The sequence below is a fragment of the Alteribacillus iranensis genome (assembly GCF_900113025.1).
GTDB lineage: Bacteria > Bacillota > Bacilli > Bacillales > Marinococcaceae > Alteribacillus_A > Alteribacillus_A iranensis.
Window position 1 is genome coordinate 806,958 of the sequence record NZ_FONT01000001.1, and the last position, 18,450, is coordinate 825,407.

General features: G+C 40.9%; 19 protein-coding genes. 6 read left to right on the forward strand and 13 right to left on the reverse strand.

Annotated elements, in window-relative coordinates; genetic code table 11:
* Window positions 1-172: 172 nt before the first annotated feature.
* From lpdA to BM095_RS04015, 5 genes are all read right to left on the reverse strand, one after another.
* Window positions 173-1,588 (reverse strand): dihydrolipoyl dehydrogenase, encoded by a 1,416-nt coding sequence (lpdA, locus tag BM095_RS03995; RefSeq protein WP_091657689.1) that lies wholly within the window; start codon window positions 1,586-1,588, stop codon window positions 173-175.
* 5 nt (window positions 1,589-1,593) lie between these two features.
* Window positions 1,594-2,922, reverse strand: coding sequence for a dihydrolipoamide acetyltransferase family protein (locus BM095_RS04000; RefSeq protein WP_091657691.1), 1,329 nt, complete (start codon window positions 2,920-2,922; stop codon window positions 1,594-1,596).
* Window positions 2,923-3,174: 252 nt separating this feature from the next.
* Window positions 3,175-4,152, reverse strand: coding sequence for an alpha-ketoacid dehydrogenase subunit beta (locus BM095_RS04005; protein WP_091657694.1), 978 nt, complete (start codon window positions 4,150-4,152; stop codon window positions 3,175-3,177).
* A gap of 3 nt (window positions 4,153-4,155) precedes the next feature.
* Window positions 4,156-5,241, reverse strand: coding sequence for a pyruvate dehydrogenase (acetyl-transferring) E1 component subunit alpha (pdhA, locus tag BM095_RS04010; protein WP_091657696.1), 1,086 nt, complete (start codon window positions 5,239-5,241; stop codon window positions 4,156-4,158).
* Between the two features lie 511 nt (window positions 5,242-5,752).
* A complete protein-coding gene (locus BM095_RS04015) occupies window positions 5,753-6,439 on the reverse strand; it encodes a YkyA family protein (protein ID WP_177194677.1) in 687 nt (228 codons plus the stop codon).
* Between the two features lie 220 nt (window positions 6,440-6,659).
* Between BM095_RS04015 and BM095_RS04020 the strand changes: the two genes are divergently transcribed.
* Entirely contained in the window at window positions 6,660-6,878 is a 219-nt protein-coding gene (locus BM095_RS04020; RefSeq protein ID WP_091657701.1) for a YjcZ family sporulation protein, read from the forward strand.
* A 120-nt stretch (window positions 6,879-6,998) separates the two neighbouring features.
* On the forward strand, window positions 6,999-7,544 hold the full coding sequence (gene def / locus BM095_RS04025; protein ID WP_091657704.1) for a peptide deformylase: 546 nt from the start codon (window positions 6,999-7,001) through the stop codon (window positions 7,542-7,544).
* A 55-nt stretch (window positions 7,545-7,599) separates the two neighbouring features.
* Here def and BM095_RS04030 read toward each other — a convergent pair whose 3' ends face one another.
* The gene (locus BM095_RS04030) at window positions 7,600-8,376 is read right to left on the reverse strand and encodes a Cof-type HAD-IIB family hydrolase (protein WP_091657707.1); all 777 of its coding nucleotides are present in this window, start codon (window positions 8,374-8,376) and stop codon (window positions 7,600-7,602) included.
* 512 nt (window positions 8,377-8,888) lie between these two features.
* On the opposite strand from BM095_RS04030, the gene BM095_RS04035 reads away from it, so the two are divergent.
* Together BM095_RS04035 and rnjA are read left to right on the forward strand one after the other, a co-directional pair.
* Window positions 8,889-9,098, forward strand: a complete 210-nt coding sequence (locus BM095_RS04035; RefSeq protein WP_091657710.1) for a DNA-dependent RNA polymerase subunit epsilon — start codon at window positions 8,889-8,891, stop codon at window positions 9,096-9,098.
* A 3-nt stretch (window positions 9,099-9,101) separates the two neighbouring features.
* Entirely contained in the window at window positions 9,102-10,769 is a 1,668-nt protein-coding gene (rnjA, locus tag BM095_RS04040; RefSeq protein ID WP_091657712.1) for a ribonuclease J1, read from the forward strand.
* A gap of 78 nt (window positions 10,770-10,847) precedes the next feature.
* Here the strand turns inward: rnjA and BM095_RS04045 are convergent, their stop codons facing one another.
* From BM095_RS04045 to BM095_RS04060, 4 genes are all read right to left on the reverse strand, one after another.
* Window positions 10,848-11,351 carry a YtxH domain-containing protein gene (locus BM095_RS04045; protein ID WP_091657715.1) on the reverse strand — a complete coding sequence of 168 codons (504 nt, stop codon included), beginning with the start codon at window positions 11,349-11,351 and terminating at the stop codon, window positions 10,848-10,850.
* A gap of 149 nt (window positions 11,352-11,500) precedes the next feature.
* Entirely contained in the window at window positions 11,501-12,172 is a 672-nt protein-coding gene (locus tag BM095_RS04050; RefSeq protein ID WP_091657717.1) for a potassium channel family protein, read from the reverse strand.
* A gap of 311 nt (window positions 12,173-12,483) precedes the next feature.
* Complete coding sequence (locus tag BM095_RS04055; protein ID WP_091657720.1) at window positions 12,484-12,942, reverse strand: TlpA disulfide reductase family protein; 459 nt, start codon at window positions 12,940-12,942, stop codon at window positions 12,484-12,486.
* A 114-nt stretch (window positions 12,943-13,056) separates the two neighbouring features.
* A complete protein-coding gene (locus BM095_RS04060) occupies window positions 13,057-13,608 on the reverse strand; it encodes a peroxiredoxin (RefSeq protein ID WP_091657722.1) in 552 nt (183 codons plus the stop codon).
* Window positions 13,609-13,975: 367 nt separating this feature from the next.
* Between BM095_RS04060 and BM095_RS04065 the strand changes: the two genes are divergently transcribed.
* On the forward strand, window positions 13,976-14,812 hold the full coding sequence (locus BM095_RS04065) for a mechanosensitive ion channel family protein (RefSeq protein WP_407639126.1): 837 nt from the start codon (window positions 13,976-13,978) through the stop codon (window positions 14,810-14,812).
* Window positions 14,813-15,000: 188 nt separating this feature from the next.
* On the opposite strand, the gene BM095_RS04070 is transcribed toward BM095_RS04065, so the two are convergent.
* Together BM095_RS04070 and BM095_RS04075 are read right to left on the reverse strand one after the other, a co-directional pair.
* Window positions 15,001-15,183 (reverse strand): cold-shock protein, encoded by a 183-nt coding sequence (locus BM095_RS04070; protein WP_091657725.1) that lies wholly within the window; start codon window positions 15,181-15,183, stop codon window positions 15,001-15,003.
* Between the two features lie 119 nt (window positions 15,184-15,302).
* The gene (locus tag BM095_RS04075) at window positions 15,303-16,289 is read right to left on the reverse strand and encodes a diaminopimelate dehydrogenase (RefSeq protein WP_091657727.1); all 987 of its coding nucleotides are present in this window, start codon (window positions 16,287-16,289) and stop codon (window positions 15,303-15,305) included.
* Between the two features lie 157 nt (window positions 16,290-16,446).
* On the opposite strand from BM095_RS04075, the gene rraA reads away from it, so the two are divergent.
* Window positions 16,447-16,935: a ribonuclease E activity regulator RraA gene (rraA, locus tag BM095_RS04080; RefSeq protein ID WP_091657730.1), complete on the forward strand. Its 489-nt coding sequence runs from the start codon at window positions 16,447-16,449 to the stop codon at window positions 16,933-16,935.
* A 187-nt stretch (window positions 16,936-17,122) separates the two neighbouring features.
* Here the strand turns inward: rraA and aceA are convergent, their stop codons facing one another.
* The gene (gene aceA, locus BM095_RS04085) at window positions 17,123-18,418 is read right to left on the reverse strand and encodes an isocitrate lyase (RefSeq protein ID WP_091657733.1); all 1,296 of its coding nucleotides are present in this window, start codon (window positions 18,416-18,418) and stop codon (window positions 17,123-17,125) included.
* Window positions 18,419-18,450: the final 32 nt, after the last annotated feature.

Genomic DNA, 18,450 nt, shown 5'->3' on the forward strand with positions numbered 1-18,450 from the left:
CATTTTCTTTTCACTCGACCAATAACTTGAGCCCATGATAACATCCTTGAATTGTTTACTTTACGATATCCATGGGCACGTTTGGTTCTTTCTTTCGTTTCCTTTCACTCAATGAAACAAAAACAGCCGATGAAGAGATTAACTCTCTTCATCGGCTGTTAGTCATCAATTATTATTTCGTAATGTGAATAGGCGTACCTAGTGCCACTTCTGCTGTTTCCATTGTAATTTCCCCAAGTGTTGGATGAGCATGAATGGTCATGGCAATATCTTCAGCTGTCATACCGGCTTCAATCGCAAGTCCTGCCTCAGCGATCATGTCTGAAGCGTTTGGTCCAGCGATTTGAGCGCCAATAACCAAACCATCTTCTTTTCGCGTGATAAGCTTCATAAACCCATCGGCGTCATTTAATGTTAAAGCACGTCCATTCGCTTGGAAAGGAAACTTAGCTGCCTCAACTTCATATCCCGCATCTTTCGCTTCCTTTTCAGTATATCCGACGCTCGCAAGCTCTGGTTCAGCAAACACGACCATAGGTATACCGATATAGTCTACTTCTGATGCTTGGCCTGAAATGGCTTCTGCTGCAATCTTTCCTTCATAAGAAGCTTTGTGTGCAAGCTGTGGACCTTCTACGATATCACCAATCGCATAAATGTTACTTTTTGAACTACGGAGTTGCTTGTCTACTTTAATGAGACCTTTATCATCCATTTCAACTCCGATTTGCTCTAATCCGAGCTCTTCTGTATTTGGTTTACGTCCTACCGAAACAAGCACATAGTCCGCGTCAAAAGTCTTTTCATTTCCTTTTACTTCGGCAGTAACTGTCACACCGTTCTCTGTTTCCTCAACATTTTTTGCGGTGGCTTGCGTATGGAATTTCACGCCTTTTTTCTTCAAACGACGCTGAACCAACTGAGCCATCTGTTTTTCAAATCCAGTCAGAATGCGTTTTTCGCCTTCAAGAACAACTACTTCCGAACCTAAATTTGCATATGCCCCGGCTAATTCAATTCCGATATATCCGCCGCCAACTACAACCAGTTTCTCAGGAATTTCTTTTAATTGGAGTGCTCCCGTCGAATGAATGACGCGGTCACTAAATTTGAAATTAGGAATTTCTGTAGGATGTGTGCCAGTCGCTACAATACAATTTTTAAATTTATACGTTTGGGAATTGTATTCATCCGTGGAAACTTTTACAGAATTCTCATCTGAAAAATATGCTTCCCCTTTAACTATATTCACATTGTTTCCTTTTAATAAAGATTCCACACCGCCAGTTAATTTCTTAACGATTCCTGCTTTCCAGTCTTGTACTTTAGAAAAATCAATACTTACGTTTTCAGCTGTGATTCCCAGATCGTCTCCTCCGGACTTCACTTCATCAAAACGATGTCCCGCTTGAATGAGAGCCTTAGAAGGAATACAACCAACGTTCAAACAAACGCCGCCAACGCTTTCTTTTTCTACGATGGTCACTTTTTGCCCAAGTTGCGCTGCTCGAATAGCAGCTACGTATCCTCCTGGTCCGGATCCTATAATAAGCGTATCTACTTCTTCTGGAAAATCTCCTACAACCATTTCTACTACCCCTCCATCACTAATAATTCAGGATCGTTCAACAAGCGCTTCACATGGTTTAGCGCGTGCTGTGCTGTCATCCCATCGATCAAACGATGGTCATAACTTAAGGATAAAGCAAGCATAGGGGCTATGACAACTTCTCCGTCACGTACCACTGCTTTTTCTTCTATGCGGCCGATACCTAAGATTGCCACTTCCGGATGATTAATGACCGGTGTGAACCATTGGCCACTCGCGGATCCTAAATTAGAGATTGTGCAAGATCCATTTTTCATTTCTTCTGAAGTTAATTTACCGTCGCGCGCTTTGACTGCGAGTTGGTTGATCTCATCAGCAATCATAAAAATAGATTTACGATCGGCTTCTTTCACGACCGGAACGACAAGTCCTTGTTCTGTATCAGCGGCAATACCTATATTATAATACTTTTTGTAAACAATTTCTTCCTTTTCATCATCGATGGAGGCATTTAATGCAGGATATTCTCTTAACGCAGACGTTAGAGCCTTTACAACATATGGAAGATACGTAAGCTTAATGTCTTTTTCAGCAGCGATTGGCTTGAATTTCTTTCTATTTGCTACAAGATTTGTTACATCGACTTCATCCATGTGAGTAACATGAGGGGCAGTGTGTTTAGAATTTACCATTGCTTTGGCAATTGCCTTACGTATCCCTTTCATTGGAACACGTTCTTCAAGTGAAGCAGTGTCTTGACTTGTTGCAGTTGCAGCTGGTGCTTCTTCCTGTGATTCGTCTTTTCCATCTGCTGATGTTTCCGCGTCCTGTCCACCATCTAAGAATGCTTCAATGTCTTCTTTTAAAATCCGTCCGTTTTTACCCGTGCCTTTTACTTCTTGAATATTTACGCCTTTTTCACGGGCGAATTTTCGAACAGATGGCATGGCGATTACACGTTTATTATCTGTTTGTTTCTCTTCTTTCGTCGCTTGCTCTTCTTTTGGCTCTTCGTTTGCTGTTGTCTCCGTTTGTTCTTCTTGTTTGCTTTCTTGTTTTTCTTTTTTGTCTTCTTCCTTCTTGTCTTCTTCCTTCTTGTCTTCTTCCTTCTTGTCTTCAGAGGAAGTGTCTTCACTGCCATCATCTATCACGACGATTACTTCGTCGACGACGACTGTTTTGCCCTCTTCTGCTTTAATTTCCTTTATGGTACCTTCTACAGGCGATGGGATTTCTACAACTGATTTATCATTCTGTACTTCAACGAGGGTGTCGTCTTCTTTGATTTCGTCGCCTTCTTTGATGGCCCATTTCACAATCTCGCCTTCAACGATACCTTCACCTAGTTCTGGAAGTTTAAATTCGAAAGCCACTCATTTTGCCTCCTTTATTATCTCATCTCTCTCCGTACCGCAATTGTATTCTACTAGAAAAGTGAATTGCCCTGACCAACACAACACACACCCACTCCTCGAAAGTTCGTCCTGAGACAACACCGTTCATAACCTCGAATTTAGTCACAGGAGTCCTCTCGGTTTGGAACGAGACAGTGCCCTTACAGTCTTACACTTCCCTATTTCCCAAGGAAAACGCCGTGATGTGTACGGCGTTCTTCAAGGATTTCATTAAAAGTCGATAACAGCTTTTGCTTTTTCAATAACATCTTTCGTACCTGGAAGCCATACGTCTTCTGCAGCTGAAAACGGGTAAACAGTATCTGGTGCTGTCACACGCAATACAGGAGCTTCTAAGTGGAGGATAGCTTCTTCACTAATGTCAGCTGCGACGTTAGCTGCGATTCCTGCTTGTCTTTGTGCTTCCTGTACTACAATAGCCCGGTTTGTTTTCTTAACAGATTCTATGATGGTCTCCATATCTACAGGGCTAACTGTCCGTAAATCAATTACTTCTGCTTCAATGCCATCTTCTGCTAATTCATCTGCTGCTCTTAAAGAAGTGTGAACCATTGCACCATACGTAACAATGGTGACATCTTTTCCTTCTCTTTTTATATCTGCTTTTCCTAATTCAATCGTATACTCTTCCTCTGGCACTTCTTCACGGAACGAGCGATAAAGCTTCATATGCTCAAGAAATACAACAGGATCGTTATCACGGATAGATGATATCAATAACCCTTTTGCATCATAAGGGGTAGATGGGATAACAACTTTCAAACCCGGTGATTGAGCCATTAAACCTTCTAAGTTGTCGGCATGTAGTTCCGGTGTTTTTACACCGCCTCCAAATGGAGAGCGAACCGTGATAGGAGAGTGATAGTTTCCTCCAGAACGGTAACGCATACGCGCCATTTGACCTGCCACACCGTCCATTGTTTCAAATACGAATCCAAAGAATTGGATTTCCATAACAGGACGGAATCCTGTTAACCCTAATCCAATAGCCAGCCCACTGATTCCAGATTCTGCAAGCGGCGTATCAAACACTCTCTCTTCCCCAAATTCTTCCTGCAATCCTTCCGTTGCACGGAACACACCGCCGTTTAAACCAACGTCTTCCCCGAAAACGAGTACATCCTCATCGTTTTTTAGCTCCGTACGCATCGCATCAGTGATTGCTTGAATCATTGTCATTTGCGCCATAGCTTACTCCGACTCCTTCTCTCTATATTCTTCTAACTGCTTCTGTAAATTAGCAGGCAGTTTTTCATGCATAATATCAATTAGATCTGTCACTTTCTGCTTCGGCGTTTCATCCGCCTTCTTAATCGCAGCTTTTACATCTTCTTTCGCCTTGTCTACTACTTCGTTCTCTTTATCTTCGGACCATAAACCTTTGTCTTCTAAGTATTTACGGAACCGTACAATTGGATCTTTTTTCTCCCACTCATCATCAAGTTCAGAGGTACGATACCTTGTCGGATCATCTCCAGCCATAGTATGAGGACCATAGCGGTAACAATCATTTTCTAAGAGTGTTGGTCCGTTGCCGTTTAAGGCATTTTCACGTGCTTCTTTTGTCGCCGCATACACCGCCAACACATCCATGCCGTCAACGCGCAGCCCGCGAATTCCCGCAGCCACTGCTTTTTGTGCAATAGTCTTTGCGGCAGATTGCTGCTCTACCGGGACGGAAATTGCAAATTGGTTATTTTGGACGACGAAAATAGCCGGTGCGTTGTAAGCTCCCGCAAAGTTCATGCCTTCATAAAAGTCACCTTGCGATGCACCACCATCTCCGGTGTACGTAATAGCTACATTTTCTTTCCCTTTTCTCTTTAACCCAAGAGCTACTCCAGCGGTTTGTACAATTTGTGCTCCGATAATAATCTGTGGCATCAACACATTGACATCTTCAGGGATTTGACCGCCATGGAAGTGACCTCTGGAATATAAAAATGCCTGGTATAATGGCAACCCATGCCATACAATTTGAGGAACGTCGCGATAACCAGGTAATATCCAATCTTCTTTATCCAGGGCATACTGTGATCCAAGCATGGATGCTTCCTGACCCGCAACCGGTGCATAAAATCCTAGTCGCCCTTGTCGATTCAAAGAGATGGCGCGCTGATCCCAAATGCGGGTGTACACCATTCTCTCCATCAGCTCTACTAGTTCCTCATCTGAGAGGTCTGGCAGCGCTTCTTCGTTCACAACTTCTCCTTTTTCATTCAAAATCTGAAATGTTTCAAATTGATTCTCAATCTGCTCCAATGTTTTGGTAGCCACAAGTGCTCACCTCTTCCTTTCTGTACACATAATGTCATCGTCTATGGATGCAGCCAGTGGTGATTACGTGAATTCATTTCTTGCTTTCTAGGGTAACCATCTCTGTTAAAAACAACACTTTTCTTCATGCTACTACTGATTAATTACCCTTCATCACCACTTGATAATCTTTTCTTCTCATTCTTTTTTAGTGCTTACTGTTTCAAATAAATACATAAACTTAGTGTAACAACCTCTTACAATAATTAGAATATATCATAAGCAAATCCCTCGTCAACCTTTTAATCTTAACCTTTTTATTATGTCAATTGTTGCAACATAAAATTCACATTTAGAAAACTGTTATATATCATGAGGTGAATAACGTAAACAGTTAATAGGTATGAAAGCGCCTTCTTCGGCAGTTAACACAATTGCCGGTTCGACTATTCGAAATCGGGCCATTTCCTATTTTTTAAATAAAAAAGACTGCTCTAAAGAGAACCATCCCCTCTTTAAAACAGTCTATCGATTATTTTTCCTCTTCTTTTGATTCATCCGTTTCTGGTTTTGCACTCACTTCGAACCCTGCAGCTTCATAAAACAACTTTTTTGCTTCGTTGTACTTTTCTGTATGAGTGTTAAATGTTTTTCTATGTTCCTGAACTTCAGCATACTTTTCATTCGTCTGATCTATTTGTTTTTGAAGCTCATCTAAGGTTAGATCTTCTTGTGTCAAGCTTTGATATAATTTTATATCTTCTTCAAGCGCAGACGTGTATGTTTCATACAACGATTGATAAGCGTCGTACCGTTGATTCATTGCTTCACTCACAGCTTCTGCTTCCTTTTTTGCCCCTTCGACTTCTGTCATGTTCTCTTCAGCCTTTTGGAACTCCTCATACGCTGCTTCAATACTCTCTTTCTCTTTTTCAGTCAATTGTTTACGTTCCTCAGCATGTGACACAGCTTCGTTTGCTAGTTCTTCTAACTGCTCATGATCCTCCAAGTCTAATGAAAGCATTTCTTCGTAAAGCTCTTGTTCTTCTTTTTCATGCTTCATAAGAGGTTCTTGTTGTTCTTGAAAGGACGCTTCTTGTGATGCCGCCTCTTCTAATTGATTGTAGGCTTTTTCTTCTGGGCTGCCACAGGCCCCAGTAATTAATAATAAACCAGCTATTCCTACCGATTGCCATTTTTTCTTGTTTAGTAAAAACAAAACCGACTCCTCCCCAGTCACTCCGCACCATCTATTGTGAAATTTTACTAATTATACCTTTTTCATTTTAAAACAACGTATTCGGTAATTCAATTCATACCATAACTGTTTATTTCATTTCTCCTCGTTATTCGCCCAGTCTCTTCTATTGTTCTTGCATACAAATGTAGGGAAATGCCTGAAGAAGGTGCTTTGTTACTTTTAAAGGAGGTTTTTACGTATGTGGGGCAACAATAACAACAATAATTTTGGACCGAACGGTTACGGCGGAGGTCCTGTCGGCGGTTATAGCAAAGGTGATGTCGGTGGTTTCGGCGGAGGCCCTGTTGGAGGATACGGCGGTCACCCACGCACAGGTGGTTTTGCTTTGATCGTTGTCTTGTTTATCCTGCTTATTATTGTAGGAGCTTCAAAATTTCACGATAAAGATTGTAAATAATAAAAACAGCGTCCCTTTTGCGGGGCGCTTTTTTTTTGCGTAATTTTAATTTCTGCTATACTATAATTTTAGATAAAAACACCGTGTTTTTTCAGCGCGACATATAGGAGGAAAGAATCGATGATCACTATGAAAGACATTGTCCGGGAAGGGCACCCGGCCTTGCGTAAAATGGCAGAAGAAGTAAGTCTCCCGCCCTCTGAAGAAGATCGGGAAACAGCCGAAAAAATGCTTGAGTTTCTAAAAAATAGTCAAGATCCAGAGATAGCAGAAAAATATAATTTACGTTCAGGAGTAGGATTAGCAGCTCCTCAGCTCGGGATAACGAAACGGATATTTGCTATGCATGTAACGGATGATAAAGATAATTTATATAGCTATAGTTTTTTTAACCCACGAATTATCAGTCATTCTGTTGAGGAAACGCATATTGAAGGAGGAGAAGGCTGTCTTTCAGTGGACCGGGAAGTACCCGGCATTGTACCTCGTTACAAGCGCATAAAAGTGGAAGGGACAACGTTGGAAAATGAAAAAGTAACGTTGCGATTGCGTGGTTTACCAGCTATTGTCTTCCAACACGAATTGGACCATTTAAACGGCATTATGTTTTATGATCGCATTGACGATTATAAAGGCAAGTTTAAGAAAGAACTTCCAAAGCTATAGAATAGTACAAGCAATCTAAAAAAGATGTCCCCAATTACGGAGGCATCTTTTTTAATCACAACAGTCCCAGACGTTCTAACCCTGTGCGCACTCCATTTTCATGGACAGGTGCCGTTACCATATCCGCTGTTTTTTTCACTTCTTCTAATGCGTTTCCCATTGCTACCCCTATTCCAGCTTCTTGTAACATTTCTATATCATTTAAGGCGTCCCCAAAAGCCACAGTCTCATCCATCGTATACCCTAAATGATTCGCGACAGCACGGAGGCCGTTTGCTTTTGACCCTCCAGCAGGAAGTATATCAAGAGATCGGCGATGCCATCTTATGAAATGAAGCGATTCAAAAAGTCCTTTATATGTTTTTTCCTCTCGCTCGTCACAAAATAATAATGCTTGATAAATATCATTATTTAAATAAAAATCCTTTTTGACTGGCGGATAGGGCATTTTTAAAAAGTGTAAACTTTCTGCTACATGTTCATGTCCTTCTATATCAGCTGCTGCTTGTTGATGATCTAAAAATACCATTGGATGCTGTTTTTGGTAGGCAGCCTTTTGTAATTCTGAGATTGTTTTACGGTCTAATGGCTGCTTCATTATGACGTCTCCATTCACCACAACATAGGAACCGTTAAAACTTACAAAGGTATCAATCTCAAGCTCTCTTCTTAATGATTCAAACATAAACGGTGCTCTCCCTGTTGCTATTGCGACGTAAACCCCTTTTTCTTTCAGCTCCCGTATTGCCTGTTTCGCAGATGGCGGAAGTGTCATTTCTTCCGTATACAACGTTCCATCAATATCAAAAAATACAATCGATGGTTTCTTCATGTTATCCCCCATGTCTAATCATTTTTGTTTCTACTGTTATTTTAACATAACTTTGAATTTTATTATTCATTATGCTTTCCAGTAATTACTTGATAGGAACGAATCGAGAGGAGGCACACTAAAAAAGCGAAGCGTCTATTTGAAGACGTCGTGAATGAGAAAGGAGTTTGGTTATGTCTAGAAAATGGCGAAGACGCCTATTAAGACGCTGTCGTGACCTGCTTCCAAGAAACCGGTACTTGCCTGCCTAAACAGCTCTCTCCTTCTGTTCTGTTGAAAAAAACTTGTAAATCGATTACAATTTGTTAATTGAATACTTGCCGGACCCAAATATTTCATTATCTTGTCGTTTCATACTAATTCATCGAATTAATAATAGTAGTAGCTTATAATGAAAAATAAGAAGAATCGAATGTAGTGATTGTTGGGATGTGCTGCTTGCGAAAGTAAGCGCCGTCCCTTTCCAATACAGCGATATACAAAGAAGAACAGAAAGAGGAGAGATAAGAGTTATGATTTACAAAGTTTTTTATCAAGAAAACTTCTCAGAAGTACCTGTAAGAGAAAATACACGCTCTCTATTCGTAGAAGCAGAATCGGAAAGAGAAGTGCGGCAAAAACTGGCGGACAAAAAATACAACATTGAGTACATTCAACCGGTTTCAGAAGACCTCCTTAAATTCGAACAATCTAAAGAAGATTTTAAAGTGGAGAATGTATAGGATATGAAGCAAATAAAAAAGAATCAAGTAGCTGTTTTCGCCCTTGGAGGTTTAGGCGAAATCGGAAAAAATACGTATGCCGTACAGTATCAAGATGAGATTATTCTTATTGATGCCGGAATTATGTTCCCAGAAGATGAATTACTTGGAATCGATTATGTCATACCTGATTACACGTACCTTGCCCGCAACAAAGAGAAGATCAAAGGTTTATTTATTACTCACGGACACGAAGACCACATTGGAGGAGTTCCTTATCTTCTACGTGAAGTGAATGTTCCTATTTACGGCGGTCCGCTCGCCATCGGTCTCTTAAAGGGGAAATTAGAGGAACATGGTTTACTCCGCCGCGCGAAATTAAATATTATTAAAGAAGAACAAGACATCAAATTTAAAAAGACCAAGGTTTCTTTTTTCCGAACAACTCACAGTATTCCTGACTCATTAGGTGTAGTAGTTCACACACCTGAAGGAAACATTGTTCACACCGGTGATTTTAAGTTTGATTTTACGCCAGTTGGGGAGCCGGCTAATTTGGCAAAAATGGCCCAGATAGGAGAAGAAGGAGTCCTCTGCTTATTGTCTGATAGCACAAACAGTGAAATCCCCGGATTTACTATGTCAGAACGGACGGTTGGAAAGAGTATTGATTCTATTTTCCGTCAAGCGGAGGGGCGTTTAATATTCGCAACATTTGCTTCGAATATATATCGGCTACAACAAGCCGTGGAGGCAGCTGTTCGGTTTGGCCGCAAAATTGCAGTCTTCGGAAGAAGTATGGAATCAGCCATTACCATTGGCCAAGAACTTGGGTATATTAAGGCACCTAAAGGTACTTTTGTAGAGCCATCCCAGTTAAACCGGATTCCGGATGATCAAGTAGCCATTTTATGTACAGGAAGTCAAGGCGAACCGATGGCAGCATTGTCTCGCATCGCTCACGGAACGCATAGACAAATCCAAATCATCCCTGGAGACACTGTTGTATTTTCCAGTTCACCAATCCCTGGGAATACACTGTCCGTCAATAAAATTATTAACCAGCTCTTCCGCGTAGGAGCGAATGTTATTCATGGATCCTTAAGTAATATTCATACTTCCGGCCACGGTGGTCAAGAAGAACAAAAACTAATGCTCCGTTTAATGAAACCAAAATTCTTCATGCCGATTCACGGGGAATACCGAATGCTGAAAAAGCATACGAGTCTCGCAAAAGACTGCGGTGTACCAGAAGATCACTCGTTTATTATGGATAATGGAGAAGTGTTGGCTTTATCAAAAAATAGTGCGGCTATCGCAGGAAAAGTTCCTTCTGGTTCTGTCTATGTAGACGGACATGGCATTGGAGATATTGGAAATATTGTGCTGAGAGACCGGCGCATATTATCAGAAGAAGGACTTGTTGTTGTCGTTGTCAGCATTGATATGAAAAATATAAAAGTAGCCGCCGGGCCAGATATCATTTCACGCGGTTTTGTCTATATGAGAGAATCCAGTGACTTAATTAACGATGCCCAAGCCATGCTTGCTAAGCATTTAGACACGATTATGGAACAGAAAAAAACACAATGGGCAGAAATTAAAAACGAAGTAATTGATCAATTGGCTCCTTATTTGTATGAACGTACGAAGCGCCGCCCCATGATCTTACCAATTATTATGGAAGTCTAAGAAATATACAAAACACACCCTCGTTTTTCAGTAAATAGAAAAACGAGGGTGTTTTATTAAGGGCTTGTTATTATTTTCTTACATAGGTTTATTTACAGAACTTTGATTGCTAGTAGAGGAAGATGTACTGCTGCCAGAAGTTGCTCCATTGCTTGGACTAGTGCCTCCTGATCCATTTTCATTGTTCACTAACTCTTCTTTTGCTTCTTTTACTTTCTCCCCTACATCTTGAAGGTCTTGGGTAACTTCTTTCGTGGTAGAAACCACATCTTTGGAATCTTCCTGGACGTCTTTTATTTTGTCAGCCAGTTCTCCTCCAGTGTTTTTATAAAGGGATTGTAAGTCATTTATTGCTTCTTTCATAATATTACCTGCTTCTTGAATTCTATCCATCAGCTGATCCTTTGACTCTCTTGGATTCTCTTTCACTTCAGAAGCAAAGCGTGACATCGTTCCAGTTGTTGTCTTCGTCTTATCCATCATCATGGAACGCGTATTTTTGTCTAACAAAGCAATTCCAATCCCAATGGCTACACCTGTTAATAACCCTGCTGTTAACTTACTGTTTGTTTCTTGTGTCATACAATTTCACTCCTTTAATAACTTGCGTATCAAATAACTTCTAGTTACTGTTCTACCACTCTTCGAACCTCTTTAAACCAATAAAAACAGCCGGTAAATTATTCCTTCCCCGGCTGTTATAACGAAATCTCTTCTTCATTTCGCCATTCCTAATCTTCATCATTGATCCAATGATTTTCAACCCTGTTAATATCATCATCGGCTCCCACTACAATTAAAACGTCTCCACTCTTGATTGTTTCTTCTGGGCGCGGGGAAACGTGTATGTCATCTCCTCTTTTAACAGCAAGAATGTTACAGCCGTATTTAGAACGAAAGTCTAGGTCAATTAAGCTCTCACCGTCTAATTTATCTCCCGCAGCTAATTCGACAATACTGTATTCATCGGAGAGCTCTAGATAATCTAAAACGTTACGTGAGACTACATTATGTGCAATTCGAACACCTATATCCCTTTCAGGATGAACGACTTCATCTGCCCCGATTCGCCTCAATACTTTCTCATGATAGTCATTTTGAGCTTTCACCGTAATATGTTTGACATTCATTTCATCGAGAATCAATGTTGTCATGATGCTCGCTTGTATGTTGTCACCTATTGCTACGATCACATGGTCAAAGTTTCGAATCCCTAACCCTTTTAACGCCTTTACATCCGTCGTGTCGGCTATGACAGCTTGGGTAGCAATAGAGGAAAATTCCCTCACTTTTTCTTCATCTTGATCAATCGCTAGGACTTCCATTCCTTCTGCCGCCAATGATTTACAAATACTGCCGCCGAAACGTCCAAGTCCTATCACTGCAAATTGTTTTTTCATCATTCTTTCCTCCGCTGACATGATAACTCTCTCACTATTTTAACAGGTTCTCTTCATAAAATGTGGGATATGTTTATACTTCTCCCTTTCTGTACTTTATACTCTTTAATTGAGAGTGAGACAGCGTAATTGAAAATGAATAACTCATTAAAACGTTCTGGTAATCGACAAACACACATGGATGTTCCTCACTGAAAAGTACCTCTAAAGTGTGATGGCAGGCCCAGTTGGTAAACCCGGTTCCTTCTCCACGAGCTTCCGAACATTGCACGATAAAAAAACTGCCCAGAGTTAGGTTCTGGACAGTTCTTCCTTTATTTCTTTTCATTTTTTCCGAGCACACGGTTTACACGTTTCGTTAACATTTTCATGCCACCGCCGCCTGCCTGGAAGTGACGCAGCGTACCATCTTTATCAAATACATAATACGCAGGCACATACTCATTTTCAAATGCGTCAGTAAGCTTATGCTCATTATCAACAAAAATCGGTTGAGTGATTTCGTGTTCGTCTGCTACTTCTTTGATCTGTTCGAGGTCTAAGTCTTTTTCAGAACGCGGCATATGAACAGCCACGACGTTCAGTTCGTCTTTGTAATCGTCCCGAAATTGATTCACATTTGGCATTGCTTCTTTACACAATCCGCAGCTTACAGACCAGAAGTGAATTAAAGTCGGTTTGTCACCTAATAAATCATCCTTCGTCACTTCTCCATTATACCACGTGGTTGCTCCTTCAATCTCCGGCATTTCAGATCTTAGCTTTAAAGCCATGTTAACTGCCTCCTTTTTCAACATCTCATCGTTATCTGACCACATAGGGCAAGAAAGAGGTCTAACATCTCTGCTAGACCTCTCTCTTTCTTATCTCTCCTAATTAGAGAAACATTACACGTTTAGAGTTTCTTGGCCAGGCTTCCAGTTAGCTGGGCAGAGTCCGCCAGTTTGAAGTGCCTGTAGTACGCGAAGAGTTTCATCTACATCACGACCAATGTTGTTGTGGTTTACAACAGAGTACATCAATTCACCTTCCGGGCTGATGATGAAGAGTCCGCGAAGAGCAACCCCTTCATCTTCAATAAGAACGCCGTATTCTTCAGCGACTTTATGGTTAGTGTCTGCTGCAAGAGGATAGTTCAGGTCGCCAAGTCCATTGTCATCACGGGAAGTGTTGATCCATGCTTTGTGAGTATGAATAGTGTCAGTTGAAACACCGATCACTTCTGCATCAAGATCTTCAAACTCATCATATCGATCACTCAATGCGGTAATTTCAGTAGGGCAGACGAACGTAAAGTCCATTGGATAGAAGAACAATACCGTCCACTTGTCCTCTTTCATGTTTTCTTCAAGACTAACTTTACCAAATTCTTTATTTGGCATTACAGCATCCATTTCAAATCGAGGGGCTTGTTTCGCAACCATACGCTTATCACTCATGTAACAACACTCCTTTAAGTATTTTTTCATTATTCTTCCATCAATCATTATAATACGAGCCTCAAATTAAAGTCAATATTAAATTGTAATAAATTTAATTAAAGGCTGTATTTAAAAATGACCTTTTGATAGTCTACCCATCCACAGAAAATAAAAAACCTTATCGGTATTTATCCCCGTGAGATGAGAATATTAATGTAATTTCTCAACCTATGTTTAAGATTACCGAATACTTCCGAAAAAGTAAAATATTTTGCTTTCGAGAAGTAGATTATTTATCATTCCTCGTGATAAGGTGATATTGTTTCACCTTCTTCCATTTAGGGAACTAATAGACTATATTTACTTTGAAGGAGTGAAAGTTGTTGTGGATTTGCTAGATAATGAATTATGGGCAACATTTCTTGGAGGAGCGGTAAAGATTATTCTCCAAGTACTATTAGTGTTCATTGGCTTTTTTATAGCAAAAGCGATTGGACAAAAACTCATCAACAAGAGTTTTGAACGTATGTCAAAGACTAGGAATATGCATCCCGGACGAGTACAAACATTATTAAAATTAAGCGTCAATGTATTTTCTTACATACTTATTTTCATTCTTATTACTATTATTGTCGGTATTTTCGGCCTTGACATTGCTCCTCTTATTGCCGGTGCCGGTGTGGTTGGATTAGCGATAGGCTTTGGTGCTCAAGGACTTGTAAGTGATGTGGTCACAGGTTTTTTTGTCCTGTTAGAAAAGCAAGTTGACGTCGGAGATTACGTGACTGTCGCAGGCATTGATGGCATTGTCGAAGAAGTAGGATTACGTACAACACAAATTCGCAGCTTTGACGGTACATTGAATTTCGTACCTAACCGGGAAATCACAACCGTAAATAACCACTCACGCGGAAATATGCAAGCAATTGTCGATATGAGCATTTCTTATGATGACAACGTGGACGAGGCCATTCGTATTCTCCAGGATGCCTGTAATGAAGTGGCAGCAGAGGACCCTGCTATTAAAGAGGGACCGGATGTACTTGGCGTCCAATCGTTTGGAGATTCAGATGTAGTGATTCGAATTATCGGTAAAACAGAAAATATGGAGCAATGGCGAGTCGAACGCGATTTGCGTTTAGCGTGTAAGAAAGCGCTCGAGGACCATAACATTGTTATCCCTTATCCTCATCAAGTAAATATCAATAAGACGAGTAGTTAACGTGGACATATAGGTTTCTAACCTGCTTAATGCTCTAGCAACCGATGGTGCTTGGAGCTGGACGTAGCTAACCATTCCACAAAAGTTACCTACAAGCGAATAACTTTTATCATTTCCTAAACAAAAAATAGGCCTCCCAACCATTGTTACTATTAGTTGGGAGGCCTATTCGGTTAGGCTAACGGTTATTAAATAATCTGCGGTAATGTTTTTGTCTCTCTTTCCATGCTCGACTGACATAACGGGCAATCCGGTTGTTTCTCAAACGTAAAATCTTCCCTCATCCAGCCTGAACAATCTTCATTTGTACAAGACCAGATAGACGTCTCTACTTCCGGCGGTGCTTCTTTCTTATTATTGTAGTAAGCCATACATCCATCCCTTTCTTGTTACTCTTACTATTATATCACATATCAACGTGAAATATTTCATGGGAGTGGTTTTTAGGCACGTAAAAGAACCCTCCCATTAGGAAGGGTTCATCACGTTTTTATAAAAGATCTTTACGAAGCTGTGATGGGGATTTAGGGGATAACAACCCTGGAGCCACATCAAACATGGATTTAGCGCCAACGTCACCAGCTTTGTTCAACCGATGACAAGCACGAGCATAAGTTACTAACACGCTGGAGGTAAACTCAGGGTTACTGTCCAGCTTTAAAGAGTACTCCATAATTTGATTCGTATTTTCACCTGTTTTTCCACTACGGATAACAAAACCACCATGTGGCATGTTTGAATGATTTTTACGCATTTCATCTTCATCGATAAAATTCACTGTTGTTTCATAGTCCGCAAAATAGTTAGGCATTGTTTTTATTTCCCGTTCAATCGCGTCTTTGTCGGCTCCTTCTTCAGGAACAACATAGCATTCCCGGAAATGCTTTTCTTTCGTTTCAAGAGATGGATTTTCTCCAGCACGTACTCTATTTACCGCGTCTTCCAAAGGAATTGTATACTGGACTCCTGTTTTCACGCCTTCTACTCGTCGAACGGCATCTGAATGCCCTTGGCTAAGTCCTTTCCCCCAGAACGTATATGTTTCTCCTTCTGGCAACGTTGCTTCACCATATAAGCGATTGAGTGAAAAATAGCCTGGGTCCCATCCAATCGAAATGATTCCGGTATTACCGCCTTCTTTAGCGGGTGCATCAATAGCATCAAAATATTCATTAACTTTAGCGTGTGTATCAAAACTATCGACCGTATTAAAGTGTCTGGCAAGCATTGGCCCTTGTTCTGGAAGGTCATGGGCAGAACCGCCACAGAGAAGCATGACATCTATCTCGTCTTTGTATTGTTCCGCATCATCAAGAGAGATAACCTTTACATTCGGATCTCCTACATCCAAGCTGGATGGATCTCTTCTCGTAAAAACGGCTACTAATTCCATGTCGTCATTTTGCTTAATGGCAGATTGTGCCCCTTTTCCTAAGTTTCCGTAACCGGTTATGCCTATTCTAATTTTCTCTGACATTATGTATATCCCTCCGATCGAATTTCTACTGCTTTCAAAAACAGCTAAAACAAGAGTATACTAATTTTTTTTTCAAGACAACTATTTACACAAAAGAGGATCATATTTTTTTTTGTCGAAATGAATTAAGGAGACACCATAATTAGGAGGGATCTTCGTGGGATTAACAGCAGATATTTGCGACATTTACAGAGAAAAAGTCACATTAGCAGACCCCATGTTTAAATCATTCGGAAAGAAACAGACATTCTACGGTCCGATACATACGGTGAAAGTGTTTGAAGATAATGTTCTTGTAAAAAAATCGCTAGAGGACATACCAGAAGGCAGTGTATTAGTTGTTGACGGAGGAGGCTCTATGCGCTGTGCTTTGTTAGGGGATAATCTTGCAGCTATTGCAGAGTCTCGAAAACTACAAGGTGTTATTGTCTTCGGTTGCATAAGAGATTCAGGAGAAATGAATGATATGAATGTAAGTATACGCGCTGTAGCGACAAACCCTATAAAATCCATTAAAAAAGGCGAAGGAGAGGTCAATGTACCGGTTCGTTTTGCAAATGTCGATTGGAAACCTGGTTCTTGGGTGTATGCTGATGAAGATGGTATTTTAATTACAGAAGATATGTTAGACTTGTCTGTTCTATAACGATCTATATGCTATCGTTTTTAAAAAGGAGGTATCCCCTCCTTTTTTTATCAGATAGAAAAGTATAACATGCATGGAGTGATGTCTAGCTACAGCTCCTAATCGCTCGGAGGCTCGTCGTTTAATGATCTTTTGCTAAAAAAGCCAGGAAGATAATATCTCCCTGGCTCTTTACTACTCTATTGATTTAGGATTTTGTGGTTTGCTTAAATTGAGCTGTTTCTGTAGATCCAGCCATTGCAGTTGTAGAAGAAGTACCTCCGCTGATCACTTGTGAAATTTCATCAAAGTAACCAGTCCCCACTTCACGTTGGTGACGAGTAGCTGTATACCCATCCGCTTCACTCGCAAATTCAGCCTGTTGTAACTCAGAATATGCTCCCATTCCGCGCTCTTTATAGCCGCGAGCTAATTCAAACATGCTGTGATTTAAAGCATGGAAGCCGGCAAGTGTAACAAATTGGAATTTATATCCCATTTTGCCGAGCTCTACCTGGAATTCTTCGATTGTTTTTTCATCTAAGTTCGCTTCCCAGTTGAAAGATGGAGAACAATTATAAGCAAGCATTTTTCCAGGGTATTTCGCATGGATAGCATCTGCAAATCGTTTCGCTTCCTCCAAATCAGGCTTAGCAGTTTCACACCAGATTAAATCTGCATATGGAGCGTAAGCCAATCCACGAGCAATCGCTTGGTCAAGCCCGGCATTTGTACGATAGAAGCCTTCTGACGTACGCTCTCCTGTAATAAATTCATGGTCAGCAGGGTCAATATCGCTCGTGATCAAATCAGCAGCATTGGCATCGGTTCTTGCCATTAGAATGGTATCTGTACCGCTAACATCAGCAGCGAGACGAGCAGCCACTAAATTACGGACAGCGGTTTGGGTAGGAACGAGTACTTTTCCGCCGAGATGACCACATTTTTTCTCGGAAGCGAGCTGATCTTCAAAGTGTACCCCAGAAGCTCCGGATTCAATCATGGCTTTCATTAATTCAAATGCATTCAGTTGTCCGCCAAATCCAGCTTCCGCATCAGCCACGATAGGAGCGAAATAATCTGTATCTCCTTCGCCTTCCATGTGTTGAATTTGGTCCGCCCGCTGAAGCGATTGATTAATTCGTTTTACCACATGCGGTACACTGTTTGCAGGGTAGAGACTTTGGTCTGGATACATCTGCCCTGAAAGGTTTGCATCTGCTGCCACTTGCCAGCCACTTAAATAGATTGCTTTCAGTCCTGCTTTCACCTGTTGCACCGCTTGGTTTCCAGTCAGAGCACCGAGAGAATTCACATAAGGTTCCTCATGTAGTAAATCCCATAATTTTTCGGCACCACGCTTTGCTAATGTATGTTCAATTTGCAAAGAGCCGCGTAGTTTAATTACGTCTTCTGCGCTGTAAGGACGCTCAACTCCAATCCAGCGATCCTCTTTCTCCCACTTTTCTTGCAATTGTTTTGCTTGCTCTTGAATATTCCCCATTTTTTTCATCTCCCTTTTTGCGAGTTTTAGTG